This is a genomic window from Thermoanaerobacter sp. YS13, assembly GCF_000806225.2.
GTDB lineage: Bacteria > Bacillota > Thermoanaerobacteria > Thermoanaerobacterales > Thermoanaerobacteraceae > Thermoanaerobacter > Thermoanaerobacter uzonensis.
On sequence record NZ_JOOI01000002.1, the window covers coordinates 585,627 to 602,428 of the forward strand.

Annotated in this window: 8 protein-coding genes and 1 pseudogene; all 9 read left to right on the forward strand. The window is 34.7% G+C overall.

Translation table 11 applies throughout. The features are described 5' to 3' along the window. The first annotated feature begins 30 nt into the window (after window positions 1-30). The 9 genes and pseudogenes from THYS13_RS10715 (at window position 31) to THYS13_RS10750 (ending at window position 16,801) form a co-directional block, all read left to right on the forward strand. The gene (locus THYS13_RS10715; RefSeq protein WP_042834515.1) at window positions 31-471 is read left to right on the forward strand and encodes an ACT domain-containing protein; all 441 of its coding nucleotides are present in this window, start codon (window positions 31-33) and stop codon (window positions 469-471) included. 12 nt (window positions 472-483) lie between these two features. Continuing rightward, window positions 484-1,740, forward strand: a complete 1,257-nt coding sequence (locus THYS13_RS10720; RefSeq protein WP_042834516.1) for a homoserine dehydrogenase — start codon at window positions 484-486, stop codon at window positions 1,738-1,740. A gap of 3 nt (window positions 1,741-1,743) precedes the next feature. Continuing rightward, window positions 1,744-2,799 (forward strand): threonine synthase, encoded by a 1,056-nt coding sequence (thrC, locus tag THYS13_RS10725; protein WP_042834517.1) that lies wholly within the window; start codon window positions 1,744-1,746, stop codon window positions 2,797-2,799. Then, a complete protein-coding gene (gene thrB, locus THYS13_RS10730; RefSeq protein ID WP_042834518.1) occupies window positions 2,789-3,715 on the forward strand; it encodes a homoserine kinase in 927 nt (308 codons plus the stop codon). Before thrC ends, thrB begins: the two co-directional genes overlap by 11 nt. Before the next feature lie 116 nt (window positions 3,716-3,831). Then, window positions 3,832-5,205 (forward strand): S41 family peptidase, encoded by a 1,374-nt coding sequence (locus THYS13_RS10735; protein ID WP_042834519.1) that lies wholly within the window; start codon window positions 3,832-3,834, stop codon window positions 5,203-5,205. Between the two features lie 417 nt (window positions 5,206-5,622). Further along, a complete protein-coding gene (locus THYS13_RS10740) occupies window positions 5,623-11,574 on the forward strand; it encodes a S8 family serine peptidase (protein ID WP_042834520.1) in 5,952 nt (1,983 codons plus the stop codon). Window positions 11,575-12,694: 1,120 nt separating this feature from the next. Continuing rightward, window positions 12,695-13,804 (forward strand): annotated as a pseudogene (locus THYS13_RS14955) (tyrosine-protein phosphatase); the annotation flags it as partial. A 657-nt stretch (window positions 13,805-14,461) separates the two neighbouring features. After that, complete coding sequence (locus tag THYS13_RS14960; protein WP_369819228.1) at window positions 14,462-15,319, forward strand: SH3 domain-containing protein; 858 nt, start codon at window positions 14,462-14,464, stop codon at window positions 15,317-15,319. Between the two features lie 399 nt (window positions 15,320-15,718). Then, window positions 15,719-16,801: an alanine--glyoxylate aminotransferase family protein gene (locus THYS13_RS10750; protein WP_042834521.1), complete on the forward strand. Its 1,083-nt coding sequence runs from the start codon at window positions 15,719-15,721 to the stop codon at window positions 16,799-16,801. Window position 16,802 lies beyond the last annotated feature (1 nt).

Below are 16,802 nucleotides of genomic sequence, written 5' to 3' on the forward strand. Positions count from 1 at the left end.
ATTCTATGAGAACAATGGGAGGTGGAATTTGTGGGAGAAGACAGTAAACTTTATATAATAAGGGAGGAGATCCTTTCAGACTCTCTTAAAAAAACTTTAAAAGTGAAAGAATTATTAGAATCAGGTAGAGTGAAAACTATCAATGAAGCAGTAAAACAAGTAGGCATATCTCGCAGTGCTTTTTACAAGTATAGAGATTATGTCTTTCCCTTTTCTAAGTTTAGTAAAGGAAAAATCATAACTTTATCTATGGTGTTAGACCATATGCCAGGAGTGCTTTCTTCTATTTTGGATGTGGTAGCAAATGCGAGGGGAAATGTTGTCACCATAAATCAAAGTATGCCTTCTATGGGGGTGGCCAGTGTAACTATTTCTATTGATACTCAGTACATGGAAATAAGTTTGGAAAATTTCCTTGAGAAATTATCCAGTCAAAACGGAGTTAGGAAAATAGAAATTTTGGGAGAATGAGAGGGATTGAGGATGAAGATAGGACTAATGGGCCTTGGCACAGTTGGAACAGGTGTAGTTCATTTAATCAACCAAAACGGTAAAAATATTGAAAAAAAGATAGGGGAAAAAATCGAGATAAAGAAAATACTTGTGAAAGACCCTAATAAAAAGAGGACACCCCTTGCAGAAGGGAAAATAACTTTTGATGCAAATGCCATTTTAGAAGATGAAGAAATAGATGTAGTGGTAGAAGTGATGGGGAAAGAACATCCTGCTTTAGAATATATCATAAAAGCTCTCAAAAAAGGTAAGCATGTTGTCACTGCAAACAAAGAAGTCATAGCAGTTCACGGTAAAGAGCTAATAAAACTTGCGACAGAAAATAAAGTAAGTCTTCTCTATGAAGCATCAGTCGGTGGTGGTATTCCCATCATCAGACCATTAAAACAATGTCTTGCAGCAAATAAAATATACGAAATCAAAGGAATATTAAACGGAACTACAAATTATATATTAACAGAAATGAAAGAAAAAGGTTTGGACTTTGAAGAAGTTTTAAAAGATGCTCAGCAAAAAGGTTATGCAGAGATAGACCCGACAGATGATGTTGAAGGTTTTGATGCGGCACGAAAACTTGCTATACTATGCACTTTAGCATTTGACAAATTTATTTTGCCTGAAAAAATTTACACAAAAGGCATAAAGTCTATTTCTAAATCTGACATAAAATATGCAGAAGAATTAGGGTACAATGTAAAACTTATAGCTTATGCAAAAATTGACGAAAAAGAGCGATTAGAAGCATGGGTACATCCTGTCATGATAAAAAAAGACAATCCTTTAAGCGGCGTAAATGGAGTCTTCAACGCTATTTTAGTTGATGGAAATGCAGTAGGGGAAGTTATGTTTTATGGGCAAGGTGCGGGTATGATGCCTACTGCCAGTGCAGTTGTTGCGGACATAATGGATGTAAAAAACCATATTGTTATTCAAAATGGGTGCGAAGATGCAAACCTTCTTCCTATTGTGGATACTGTATCCAAATATTATATAAGGCTCATAGCCTTTGATAAACCTGGCGTAATGAGCAAAATTACTGGTATATTAGGAGACAAGGGAATAAGCCTTTTGTCAGTAGTGCAGAAAGGGGTTTTGGGAGATACTGCGGAGATTGTGTTGATCACTCATATTGCGAATACAGGTAAAGTATTTGAAGCCCTGGAGAAAATACAAAATCTGAGGGAAGTAGAAAGTATAGAAAGTGTCATAAGAGTAGAGGGGGAATAGTCAATGGGGTGGGAAGGCCTAATAAAAGCTTATAGAGAGTTTATGCCTAAAATAAAAGAGGAAAATATAGTTACCTTAAAAGAAGGTAATACACCTATTTATGAAGCTACCAATCTTCAAAAACTTTTTCCAGGCATAAAAATATATCTGAAATACGAAGGGCTAAACCCAACAGGTTCTTTTAAAGACAGGGGTATGACTGTAGCCGTGTCGCAGGCAAAAGAAGAGGGTTCTAATGCGGTTGTGTGCGCTTCAACAGGGAATACTTCTGCTTCTGCAGCTGCCTATGCAGCAAAGGCAGGGCTCAAGAGCATTGTACTTATACCCGGAGGCAAAATTGCTTTAGGAAAGCTTGCTCAAGCCATTGCTTATGGTGCTAAGGTTATTGCCATAGATGGAAACTTTGATGATGCTTTGAGGTTAGTTAGAGAGATTTCAAAAAAATTTCCCATAACGCTGGTGAATTCTATAAATCCTTATAGATTAGAAGGACAAAAGACAGCTTCTTTTGAAATATGTGACGAACTTAAAGATGCTCCTTCCTATGTTGCGCTTCCTGTGGGGAATGCAGGGAATATAACAGCTTATTGGATGGGTTTTAAAGAATATTATAATGCCAAAAGAATAACGACGCTTCCTAAAATGTTAGGTTTTCAAGCAGCTGGGGCTGCACCTATAGTTGAAAACAGAGTAATTGAAAACCCTGATACTATTGCAACAGCGATACGAATAGGTAACCCTGCCAGCTGGGAAAAGGCTGTCGCTGCGAGGGATGAGTCGGGTGGACTCATTGACAAAGTTACAGATGAAGAAATACTGGAGGCTTATGCGCTTTTAGCCAAGAAGGAAGGTATTTTTGCAGAGCCTGCTTCAGCAGCTTCTATTGCAGGAGTTATTAAGAAATACAAGGAAGGATTTTTTAAAGAAGGAGAATCTGTTGTTTGTGTTTTGACGGGAAATGGATTAAAGGATCCAGATACTGCTGTTAAATTAGGTGGCGAGATAAAAACGATAGAGGCAAATCTAAAAGCATTGGAGGAAATTTTATATGGAGAATGACATGGTGCACGTGAGAATTCCCGCTTCTTCGGCAAATTTGGGACCAGGCTTTGACTGCATAGGAGTGGCACTAAATATGTATACAGAAATTTCTATGGGATTTATAGAAGAAGGACTCTTGATAGAGGTTTCAGGAGAGGACTATAAAGAAATAGAAACGACTGAAGATAATCTTGTCTATAAAGCGGCTAAAAAAGTTTTTGAAAAAACTGAGACGCAATATGAAGGATTAAAAATAGAGATAAAAAATGGTATTCCGATAGGTAGTGGTCTTGGAAGTAGTGCGGCAGCAATAATTGGCGGAATGCTAGCAGCAAATGAACTTGCAGGGAGTATTTTAACACATGAGGAAATTTTAGACCTTGCGGCTTCTATGGAAGGACACGCTGATAATGTAGGCCCTGCTCTAAATGGGGGGCTGAATGTAACAGTTTTTGACGGTAATACTACTTATTATATAAAAAAAGAGTTAGGAGAAGAATTAAAATTTATTGCCTTTACTCCCAAAAAACTTTTAAAAACAGAAATTGCAAGAAATATATTGCCCCAAAAAATAGATTTTAAAGATGCTGTATTCAATACAGGTAGGTCTTCTCTTTTGACAGCTGCTTTGTTTAGTAGAAGGTACGATTTGTTAAAGATTGCCTCTCAAGATATGCTCCATCAAAAATATCGCTCTAAACTTATACCTGAAATGTATGCCTGTTTTGAAAAAGCTTTAGAAGCAGGTGCTTATTCTGTTTTTTTAAGTGGAGCAGGCCCCACAATTATGGCTATTTGTTCGGAAGATAAAGTAGATAAAGTAATAGAAAGAGTGGGAAGTGTGTATACTGGCATGGAAATAGATTATAGAGTATACAAACTTCATTGTGAAAATAACGGTGCTCAAGTTTCAAAGGTTTCTCTATCAGTATAGGGAAACCTTTGAAATTTTATTATGTGATAAATTTTTATGATTAACCAATGTGATATAATTAAACTGTAGTAGCGAAGAAATTATAACTTAATATATTAGAAATGGAGGTATATATTGTGAAAAAAATTTTGGCGCTAATTTTGACATTTTTAATCGCTGCAAGTCTTGCTTTTACTGTTCCAGTACATGTTTTTGCTGAATCTTCAACGCAAACCACGACAGATCAACAACTATATGATAACCTTGCAGACATTGGTTCTATAATGAAGTATATAACAGATAATTATATTGGAGATGTGACGTACAATCAACTCAAAGAAGCAGCTTTAAAAGGAATTTTTTCAAGCCTTGATGAATATAGTACATATTTTACAAAAGAGGAGTTTAAAGATTTTACCAAAAATACTTCTGGAACTTTCAGTGGGACAGGAATGGTCTTGACTGAAAAGGACGGAAAAATTGTTGTAACTTCTGTTTTAGAAGGTTCACCTGCTGAAAAAGCTGGAATCAAAAGTGGTTATATTATAAAAGCGGTAAACGACAAAAGCGTTGAGGGAATGAATATAAATGACGTAGTAAACATGATAATTGGGGATGAAGGTACAAAAGTAAAGGTCACTTTTGACGTAGGAGGGTCAATAAAAGAATTTGAACTTACCAGACAAATAATTCGTGTCAATCCAGTTTCTTATAAAATAATCGATGGAATTGGATACATAAAAATACAAGAATTCAATGAAAATACCACATCTAATATAGCAAATGCCCTCACGTATATGGATAATAACGATATAAATAAAATCGTCCTTGATTTAAGAGATAATCCCGGTGGACTCCTTACAGAGGCGGTAAGCGTTGCAAACTTTTTTGTTCCAAAAGGAGTTGTATTGACTGTAGAGAGAAAAAAAGGAGAAGATGAAATATATTATTCTTATCTCAATAATCCTAAGTATAAATTAGCAGTTTTAATTAACGGCAATACTGCTTCTGCAGCTGAAATATTAGCAGGGGCTATACAGGATACCAAAGCAGGTATATTAGTGGGGGAAAAATCTTTTGGAAAAGGAACTGTCCAATCAGTAGTGCCATTGCCAGATGGAAGTGGTTTTAAGCTTACAATTGCAATGTATAAACTCCCTTCAGGCAGATATATTGACAAACAAGGCTTGAAGCCAGATATATATGTGGTAAATACTCAATATCCTCCTTCAATTAAATTTAATGGAATATTGAAGGCAGGTGCCAGAGGAAATGATGTAAAAATTTTACAGAAGAATTTAAATATATTGAAGTTTAATGCGGGCCCAGAAGATGGTATTTTTGGACCTAAAACGGCGAATGCTGTAAAACAACTGCAAGAGAAAGCGGGATTAACTTCGACAGGGGTTTTTGATAAAAACACATACGATGCAATGGTTAAAATGCTTGAAGAATTAAATAATAAGGATATTCAATTAGATAAGGCAATAGAAGTATTAAAGAAAATATAAAATTTAAAAATACTTAAATTTTATAAAAGCGTTTTCTAGCCACATGCAAAGCATGTGGTTTTTTAACTTTATGAGATGAATAATTTCTTGCAAAAAGCATGTTTTATAAATAAAAAATTTTATTTTCCCAAAGAAGGAAAAATGTAATTTATGTAGAATAATATTGAATATGAAATTTATATAACATTAAATATTAATCGTACAAATAACCAAACAAAAGATTAGTATATTATATTTTAAATAAAATGTCTCAAATTCAACAATAATTACAAATTTTATTTATAATTATTAAACTTATGCAATCTAAGGGCTTATTACCTTAGATTATAGATATTTCATAAAGGGGGGTGAAGGAGAGAAAATTGCATTTTTTTGTCGAAACATAAGGAAGATGAAAAACAAGGGGGTTAAGATTTTATGGGCAAAAGGTTTTTAGTTTTTCTAATTGCATTTACATTGGTATTCAGTGTTTTTAGCTCTTTTGGTTATTCTCAGCAAATACCATCATCAGATAACCCAAAACTTACTTTAGATTCGCTAAAAATCGATTATAATCTTCTAAAACAAATTGCTAAAGATAATTTTAAAGAAACTGCTAAACCCTATCAAAGCAAGTCAAAAATTGTAGAGCAATTTGGAGAAGAAATACAAAATTTAAGAGATGGTTCCAAGCAAGAGATTGAAAAATATAATCCTGATGAAACCGTACGAGTTATTGTGCAATTAGAAAAGGATAGTCTTGCTTCATTTGCATTAAAGTCTAACAAGACTCTCAAAACTTTGACGCAAAATGAAAAAACGACTGTTTTAAACAAAATTACTCAAGAACAAACTCAATTAAAAAGCGTATTGAGCAAAAATTTCAATTTTAAAACAAGACATACATATAAAACCGTTTTAAATGGCATAAGTGGCGAGGTAAAAGTTAAAGACATAGAAAAAATTAAAACATTGCCTGGAGTACAAGATGTAAAAATTGCAAATGAGTATTTCCTTGACATGACAACAGCAATCTATTCAACAAATGCACCAACCGTGTGGAATGACTTGGGATATAAAGGTGAAGGAATGGTTGTTGCAATAGTAGATACAGGAATAGATTATAGGCACCAAGATATGAAAATAACAGATAGTTCCAGAGCAAAATTGACTCAAGCAAAAGTACAGGAAATAGCAAATACAACAGGTCTTCCTTATAAATATTTTACAGATAAAGTACCTGTTGGTTGGAACTGGGCAGACAACAATGATCAAATTATAGATATTGGGGCCACACAGTCAATGCACGGGCAACACGTTGCAGGTATAGTTGCAGCAAATGGTAATATTAAAGGGGTTGCACCTGAGGCACAGCTTATAGCTGAAAAGGTATTTTCAAACAATCCTAATTTTGCATCTGCTTTTTCGGACGATATAGTAGCAGGTATTGACCACGCCGTCGCATTTGGTGCAGATGTTATAAACATGAGCTTAGGCTCAACAGCAGGTTTCGTTCGCCCTGATGACCCTGAGCATCTGGCGATAAAAAACGCTGTTGACAATGGCGTAGTAGTTGTTGTTTCAGCTGGTAACTCCAGTTATTCCACGAGTGCAGAATTTTATCCATATGCAATGGATCCAGATATAGGAACTGTCGGCTCGCCTGGCTTGTGGCTTGATGCTATTCAAGTGGCTGCTTCTATAAATCCTGGACTTACAGGAAAAAGCTTTTCTGTAAATCCTGCTCCACAAGGTTTTAATAGAGTAGTATATTCTGTGGGAAGTCCTACAGACCATGACCCTATTGACCCTGCAGATATCTTGAAAGGAGAGTATGAAGTAGTATACTGTGGATTAGGTAGACCCGAGGATTTTCAAGGTAAAGATGTAGTGGGTAAAGTTGCCCTTATTTCAAGAGGATCTATTACATTTAACGCAAAGACGATAAATGCACAAAATGCTGGTGCTATAGCTGCAGTAATTTTCAATAATACTACAGGAACAATTTCAATGGCATTAGGAAAAGGTACGAAAATTCCTTCTGTGTCTATTTTAAGAGATGCAGGTCTTGCAATTAAAGCTTTGTTAGATCAAGGGCAAAAAGTCACAGTAAAATTTGATGGTGCTATAGGAACAAATAATTTAGGAGTTCCTCCGGGAGACAATGTAACGGACTTTTCATCCTGGGGGGTTACACCAAGCTTTGACTTTAAACCGGAAATAATGGCACCTGGCGGCGGAATATATTCAACACTTAATAAAGATTCTTACGGTTTGATGAGCGGTACATCTATGTCATCACCTCATGTGGCAGGTGCAATGGCGTTAATTGCTGAAGCTCTTAAAGATAAAGTATCTAAGGGTGAATTGACCTTCAAAGATGGCAGAGACTTTGTTGAAATGGCTAAAATAATGGCTATGAATACAGCCAAAGTTATAATTGATACAAATAACAATGCTGCTCCTTATGGGGGGCAAAGGAATCCACATCCTTATTCACCGAGACAACAAGGTGCAGGTATGATTCAAATAGATAAGGCAATCAAAACACCTGTGACAATTACAGATACAAATGGAAAAGCAGGTATTGCACTTGGTAGTATTGGAAATAGTGCGACTTTTACCTTGACTCTTAAAAATCATAGTAACAGCGATGTTACGTATACCTTAAGGGACGAGTATGGAGTTTTGACAGATTATGTTCTTTGGGGATTTAACTTTGCTGAAACAACAACCCTTACAGGGGGGACAGTTAAATTTGATAAAGATACTGTGACAGTGCCTGCAAAAGGACAACAGACTGTAGATGTCACACTGATAATTCCTCAAAATGCTCCACAAAATATTTTTGCGGAAGGATTTTTAAGCTTTATTCCAGAAGATAGCAATCTTCCAAAACTAAGCGTACCTTATACAGCTTTTTATGGAAGTTGGGATGAACCGAGAATTATAGATTCACCTCTTTGGGAAGATGACACTTATTATGGACTTACAGGTGTGGCCGGAGTTATAAACAATGAATTATATTTCTTAGGGAACCTTGGGAGCAAGACGCCTGATCCATCTACAATTGCCATATCTCCTAATAACGATGGTGTATTTGACTTTGTGCAGCCAGTGCTTTCATTTATGAGAAATGCAAGAGAATTTAAAGTAAGTGTTGTAGATGAGAAAGGAAGTGTAATAAGAGAAATATCCCAAGAGGAATATTTAAGAAAGAATGTAGCGGAGACATCCAAAGCTCAGATTTCTGATTCTTGGATATGGAATGGCAAAGCATTTAACCCTGCAACAGGACAATTTGAAGTAGTTCCTGATGGGCAATATTATATGCGCTTTGAATCTAAGATAGATTATCCAAATGCAAGGACACAAGTTCTTGAAATGCCTGTTAAAGTTGACACAATGCCTCCTGATGTTTTGCTAAATGTGGACTATATTGATCAAAATGGATACTTAAAGGCAGACTATATTTCCAAGGGAAAAGCAACAGTGGCGTGGGCAGGTAGTGATAAAGGTTCGGGTATAGAGTCCTATATAATTTTTACAGGGAAGATTGACCCTGTGACAGGCAATGTCACAAATATTGAAACAAAATCACTGCCAAGTGCTGCCGTTTCAGCAGAAGTTGACCTTACAAACCGCTATACATTTATAGCTGTACTTGGTGTAGACTATGCAGGAAATATTTCTGATATAACACCAAAAAATGAATGTATTGCATTTAACCCAGAAATAAAAGACAATTTTGGACCTGTAATTACTGTAAAAGAACCTCAAGTAGCACAAATATTTAATACAAGAGATATTGTTGTTTCAGGAACCATAGAAGATGAGACGACATTTATGGGTGAACTCTATATTAATGATGAAAAAATAACGGTCAATCCAGACAATACTTTTTCAACGATAATACATTTTTACAGTGATGGAAAGAAAGAGATAAAATTCCTTGCATTTGATAATTTGTATGACCCAAATGACCCATCAACATATGAACACAAGACAGAATTTGCAATACCCATTTATATAGACGTTACAAACCCCGGAATTACTTTAAATGTAGATAATTTCAAAGGCTTTATCTCACCTGAGGGAGTAAATCTTACAGTAGCAGGCAGTGTATATGATACAGGATTTGGATACCAATTGTTTATCAATGGCAACAATATACTTAACAAAGAAGCTGATGATTACACAACATTTAATGATAACTTTACTGCCAGAGTACCTCTTAACGTGGGAAATAATATCATTTCGATAAGTACAGTAGATGTGGCGACAAATAAATCCGAAGCTACAGTAGCTGCAAATGTATATACTTCAGATACACAAAATTACGTTACGATAACCTACAATGGAACACAAAAGACAATACAGCTTGAAAAAGTCATGCTTGACTCACTTAATGCTAATCCAAATCCACTTTATATACCAATTGGGGAAACAGGCAAAATAACCATTAATGCAATATACACAGATGGTACAACAAAAGATATAACAGATAAAGCAGTATTTGAATCTGTATATGGGGACATTGCAAAAGTAGAGGGTAATGGAATTGTAGTTGGAGTGAATCCGGGTGAGACTACAATAACTGCCACATATGATAATAAATCTGTTGATATAAAAGTTGTAGTTTCAGAAGCTGTACCATTGTATATAAGTGTTGACCCGCCATCTATAACAGTTCCAGCAGGCAAGATGGTGCCCATTGCAGTTTATAATCATTTTTCAGATGGAACTAAGATAGATGTGACTAAAGATGCTAAAATTATAATTGATAATCCTAAAATTGCTCAATACATTAATGGAGTAGTAAAAGGGCTAGTAAAAGGTAGTACAGTACTTACAGCAGTTTATAATACTAATTCGCTTAATGTTCCAGTTGCAGTAACAGATCCAATACTTGAAAATATAACAGCACAACCACCTTCCATTGAAATAAAAGTGGGAGAAACTACACAAATAAAAGTTACAGCAAACTATTCTGATGGAACAACAAAAGACGTGACAAAAGATGCTACCTATACATCCAAAGATTCAAGTATTGCTACAGTAAACCAAGGGCTTGTTAAAGGGGTTAAAGCAGGCAGTACCACAATTGAAATAAGTTATGGCGACAAAACTGCATCTGTCAATGTTACAGTAAAAGAAGTACCTTCTTCTGGTGGAGGTGGTGGTGGTATTACACCTATTGTTCCACCAGTGGCCCCACCTGCAGGCACTGAAGAGACAACGAAACCATCTCAGGAAGTATCACAAGGCAAAATAGTTGTAGAAAATAACACAACAACACTTACAATAGACGAAAACAAAATAGCAAAAGACATAAAAGACACATCAAAGAAAGAAATACAATTTGACTTAACAAATATAGGAACTACACCTCAAAAAGCATTAGAAATACCTGTAACTGTATTTAATTTAATAGCAGAGAACAACAAAAACGTAGTAGTAAAATCAGACGAAGTAGCCCTTCAATTTGATGCAAAAACTTTACCAGTATCACAAGAAGCAATTGACCTCATAAACAAAGCAGGAACAATAAAACTTAACATACACAACAAAGGCGAAATAACTGCATCATCTTTCGAGCCAATAACAAGCGCCTATGACATAACAATAAAAGCAGGAGACAAAGACATAAAAATAGGGTCACCAGTAAAAATGACATTTAACATAAAAGGTGGAAAAGACATAAGAAAAGCAGGAGTATACTACTTAAACGAGAAGACAAATCAATGGGAATACGTAGGAGGAAAAATTGACAAAGGAACAAACACAATAACCTTTGAAGCCAAACACTTCTCAACATATGGAGTCTTTGAATACAACAAAGAATTCAAAGACGTAACAAAAGACAATTGGGCATATGACGTAGTAAATGTACTTGCATCAAGGCATATAATAAAAGGGATAGACAGTGAAACATTTTTACCGAACGCCAAAATAACAAGAGCAGAATTTGCAGCATTAATGATAAGGGCATTAGGAATAGAAGAAGAGCCATACAAAGGAGAATTCAATGACGTAAAAGAAGGAACATGGTATGCTAACGCAATAGAAGCAGCATACAAAGCAGGGATAATGTTAGGAGACGGCAAGAATATGAGGCCGGATGACCCAATAACAAGAGAAGAGATGACAGCAGTAATAATGAGGGTATACGGAAAGCTTGCAGAGTACAAAGAGGACAGCATAGGCAATACCACTTTCAGTGATAACAACAAGATAAGCGAATGGGCAAAGAATGTAGTAGCGAATGCAGTAAAACTTGGAATAGTAAGAGGATATGAAGATAACACTTTCAAGCCAAAAGACAACGCTACAAGAGCAGAGGCAGCAGCTATGCTTTACAGAATTTTAGAGAAAACAGGAAATATATAATAATAACTATATTTACAACTTAGGGAATATTCGCTTTAGTAGACATTGCTATATATTTAAATACAGCTTATAAGTGAGTTTACGGAATCCTTTTGCTCCATGGGATTCCGTAAACTTTTATTGTAAAGGTCTCGATTTTCATTCCTTGAGTTATGGTACTAAGCTTTAAAGATATTTTTTGGCAAATTAAACTATAACTTTCTTACCTGGTATTGGAAAATCTTGAAAACTTCTTTTATAACGTGAATGAACTTTTGCGGATTTGATCACAGAAAGGACATTTTAATAAATTCATCCGTCTAATAATCTTCTTTTCTAATATTTTTCTATATTATTTAAGTAATAGAGCTTTTGAAGTTTTAAACATTGAAAATTTTGGGCTACTTCAAGACTATATTTTATTAATAATGTTTACAATATTAAGTAAACGTATAAAATACTGAGGAAATAGAAGTAATCCCGCAAGGATGCAAACAAAACTGTCCTAAATCAATATTGAAGATTAAAAAGAGGGTTTATATAATTATATTAGAAATTGTCTGACATCTGATGTATCATATAAATTACAAAAGATTTAGGAATATTATATTTTAAATTATTAAAAGACAAAATAAAACAGTAAAAAAGTTATATTGAGAAGAACAAAATAAAGGAATTACATTTTAAATTCTGGCAGCTCTACATTTTTCCCCAACGAAAAAATGTAAGTTAACAATTGAATAAAAGAGAAATTGAAGTTATAGAATAATTATCATCATAGAAATTAAGGATAGTTTAAAAATATATGTAAAAAATTGGAGACGTGGATATAGATTACGAAGAATCTATACAATACCCTAAAAGAGAGAATGAGAGAGAGCATAAAAAAGCTGAATAAATTCAGATAAAAAATAAAATTGAAATTATTGTTAAAAAATGGGGCATTATCTTGAACAATGGAGATGGAGTTGTTTAACGCTGATTTTCATAGGAGTTTCTCTATTTTTATAACTTGGTTCTTTATAAAAGATTCGACGAAAGTGGAGGAATTCCTTTGAAAATATATAGCAGAATCCCTCAATCCATAAGGATTTTGGGATTCTGCAAAGACCTAAAAATATAATTAATTAGGAGGGAAAATATGGAGCGGATTAAAAAAATTGTTTCACTGCTTTTAATTGTTGCTATAGTATTTTTTCAACTACCAATAATAGCCCAAGCAGAGAATAGTATTAGCAGCACAGTAGTTGCAACAGTTGTTGATATTCAAAAATATGGAAATCTTGTGATGGATGTTAAACCTAAAGCTCTTTACGATGCGGGATTCGAATTAGGTGATATTCTTAAGGTTACGGTGAATGATAATATAATCGAAATGCCTTTCTGTACATCTTATAGTGATGTAGATGTAGGAAACCCTTTAGTACGTGATGACCAGACAAATAATTTGCTTATAATAGCAATTAACATGGGTAACTTTGCTGCTAAATACAATGTCAAAGTTGGTGATAAAGTATCCTTCTCATTAGCAGAAAAAGGGGGATACCTTGCCCAATATCAAATCCATAAATTGACGCGCACAAATGTACGTTCTGACTATGCAACTGACTCTATATTTGCTAATTTCCGGAGCATTGCTACTACTGGAATTAAGCCGGGTATTTTATACAGAAGTAGTAGTCCGATAGATAATGAGATAGGTCGTGCAGCTTATGCAGAGAGACTTGCTGAGGCTGTTGGAATAAACACAGTGATTAATACTTCTGATTCAGATGAAGAAATTAAAAATTATTTATCATTAGATGGAGATAGTGCTAGTTATTACAAATCACTTTATGATAATGGCAAAGTTATAGCTCTAAATATGGGAGTCGATTTCTCAGCAAAAGATTTTGAGCAAAAATTAGCTGAAGGACTTCGTTTCATGATAAATAACGATGGGCCTTATCTCATTCACTGTGTGGAAGGCAAAGACCGTACAGGTTTTGTATCTGCAGTACTAGAAGCTTTAATGGGAGCGACATTAGATGAAATAATTGCTGATTACATGATTTCTTATGAAAACTATTATGGAGTTAAAGAGAATAGTGAACAATATAAAACAATAGCTAATAGTACGATAGTGCCAGAGTTAACTACAATTGTTTGTGGTCTGCCGAAGGGAAGCGATATTTCAAAGGTTGATCTTGCAACAGCTGCAGAAAATTATCTTAAAAAAATTGGTTTAACTTCGGATGAAATTGCAGCTATTAAAGCAAAACTTTCAGGTAATCCCATCTATAAAACTCCAAATGTGTCAGGAGTGGTTATGAAAATAGACAAATATGGACATCCAGTTACCAATATAACAATTGATGATTTTAATAAATTAGGATTTAAATTTGGTGATATGGTAACAGTTGTATTTGATAACGGTTTTGTACTTGAGGCACCTTACTTAGATGGTTACTTTGTAAGCATTGGTGACCCTGTCGTTATTGCATATCCTGGAGATACTTATATAACAATAGCTCTTAACTACGTAAAACTAGATACAATCGCTCATGTAAAAGCAGGAGACAAATTTGCAATTATGCTTAGCCAACCAAAAGGCTATCTTGCCCAATACGAGGCCAATAAATTAACGAGGACCAATAACCGTGCAGACTATTCCTCAGATGAGGTATTTGCAAACTTCCGCAATATTGCAGTCGGTAATATTGCCAAAGGTATACTTTATCGTAGTTCCAGTCCAATAAACAATGTCCTTGGACGTGCTCCATATGCATGCAAACTCATGAAGGAAGCTAACATAAATACGGTTATTAATCTTTCTGATTCACCTCAGGAGATTAATACTTACCTTGCAAAAAATCTGTGTCCATACTATGCAGATCTTTATAAAGAAGGGCATGTTATAGCTCTGAATATGGGACTTGATGTTACAAGCGATGATTTTAAAGTAAAGCTTGTTAAGGGTCTTGAATTTATGGCAGAAAACAAAGGACCTTATCTTATACATTGTACAGAAGGGAAAGACCGTACAGGTATTGTGGCAGCATTACTTGAAGCTTTAATGGGTGCATCAAAGGACGAGATTGTTGATGACTATATGCAAAGTTTTACCGACTTTTATGGTGTTCAGAAAGGGACTGAAAAATACAATTTAATTGCTCAGCAAAATATACTTAAGATACTTAAAATTATTGCAAAAGCTGATAATTTAGATAAAGTGGACCTTGCAGCATCTGCATACAATTACCTTATTTCGGCAGGTATGACACCTGAACAAATTAATATGCTAAAAGTTAATCTTTCAACACCAGTGCAAGAGAAAACAAAAGTACCTTCGACTTCACAACCAGAACCACAAAAAACATCGACAACAACTTACAATTACGGAATTGTCACAGCATCAACACTCAATGTGAGAGAAGGCGCAGGGCTTGGATATAAGGTAATAGGAGTGCTTCCTGCAGGTAAAGTTGTTACACTGCTTGAAGAAGTAAATGGATGGTATAAGATTGACTACAATGGAAAGACAGGATATATTTACAGCAAGTATGTTGCTGCAACTCCGAATCCATCAAATGTTGTTGTGCTAAAGGCTGTTAAGGTCACTGCTAAGAGTGGACTAAATGTAAGAGTAAACAATTCTATCAATGCAAGAAAGATAGGAGCAGTGCCATACGGAACGAAGCTTAAAGTGGTTGGAGAGTACAACGGATGGTATCAAGTACTCTACAAGGGCGGATTTGGCTATGTATATGGGAAATATACAAAATAATCTAAAGGGAGTGGTTTTCCACTCCCTTTAGATTATAACAAAATGCCAGGGAATCGTTATAACAAAAAGGACTTCTTTATTTGGAATTTTGAAAGAAATTTTAGCTAAATACATACGTTTCTGTTTTCTGATTTCTGACGTAGAAAAAAGAAACTTAACTTTTGCTTTGTTAACAGACTTATGATGCGCCATAATGGGCGCTTTTTTTATTCTAATTGTTGTGAATGATTTTTAATAATTTTTATTTTTTAGATAAGATATTTTCATTTTTGCCTATCAGTAATCGATATTTTTTTAACAATGTCTACTTTGCGTGGACAAATGTATTTTTTACTATTGCATTTTTTACTTTATTGATTTATCATATTAAATATATATCTAGTAACAGGGAGTGATAAGATGAAAGAAATGTTATTGATGACACCGGGGCCTACAATGGTACCGAAAGAGGTAAAAAAAGTAGCTGGTGCACAGCCATTACACCATAGAACAGAAGAATTTTATGAATTATTTTCTAATCTCAATAAAAATTTAAAAGAAATATTTAAAACTAAAAATGAAGTTATAACTTTGACCTCATCAGGAACGGGTGGAATGGAAGCTGTCATTGCGAATCTTTTTTCCATTGGTGATAAAGTATTAGTAGCCAGTATAGGTTATTTCGGAGAAAGATTTTATGATATAGCAAAAGCTTATGGCCTTGATGCAGAACTTTATGATTTTGGTTGGGGAAAGGCGGTAGACCTTAACGTATTAGAGGACAAATTAAGAAATGGTAATTACAAAGCTCTTTTAGTTACTCATAATGAAACTTCTACAGGTGTTACAAATAATGTAAAAGAAATTGCAAAAATTGCTAATAGGTACGGCGTGGTAGTCATCGTTGATGCTGTGAGTTCTTTAGGTGGCATACCACTTGAAATGGACGAATGGGGTATTGATGCAGTAATAACCTGTTCTCAAAAATGCCTTATGTCGCCTCCTGGATTGAGCTTTGTCGCTTTAAGTGAAAGAGCATGGAAAATAGCGGAAACTTCTAATCTTCCAAAATATTATTTTAACTTGAAAAAAGCAAAAGAAGGAGTTTTAAAACCCAATCCTGATACTCCTGCTACTCCTGCTGTCTCTACAATAATGGCTGTAGCAAAAGCGACAAATATAATTTTGGAATTGGGACTGGATAATGTATACAAAAGGCAAGCTAACTATGGGAAAAGAGTAAGAGAATACATAAAAAACCTCGACATGGAATTGCTGCCAGAAGAAAACATAGCTTCTGATTTAATAACTGCTATAAAAGTTCCTGAAAAGTACAAAGCATCAGAGATTATAAATCACATGAAGGAAAAACATGGAATATTGATAACAGGAGGACAAGGACCTTTAAAAGGTAAAATCATAAGAATAGGTCACATGGGTTATGTTACTGAAGAAATGCTTACTAAAACTCTTGAAGCGTTGAAAGACGCAATAGAGGGGTAAG

Excerpts from the sequence above, each read along its gene's own strand:
- THYS13_RS10750 (WP_042834521.1), top strand. The coding sequence starts at position 15,719 with ATGAAAGAAATGTTATTGATGACACCGGGGCCTACAATGGTACCGAAA.
- thrB (WP_042834518.1), top strand. The coding sequence starts at position 2,789 with ATGGAGAATGACATGGTGCACGTGAGAATTCCCGCTTCTTCGGCAAAT.
- thrC (WP_042834517.1), top strand. The coding sequence starts at position 1,744 with ATGGGGTGGGAAGGCCTAATAAAAGCTTATAGAGAGTTTATGCCTAAA.
- THYS13_RS14960 (WP_369819228.1), top strand. The coding sequence starts at position 14,462 with ATGGGACTTGATGTTACAAGCGATGATTTTAAAGTAAAGCTTGTTAAG.
- THYS13_RS10720 (WP_042834516.1), top strand. The coding sequence starts at position 484 with ATGAAGATAGGACTAATGGGCCTTGGCACAGTTGGAACAGGTGTAGTT.
- THYS13_RS10740 (WP_042834520.1), top strand. The coding sequence starts at position 5,623 with ATGGGCAAAAGGTTTTTAGTTTTTCTAATTGCATTTACATTGGTATTC.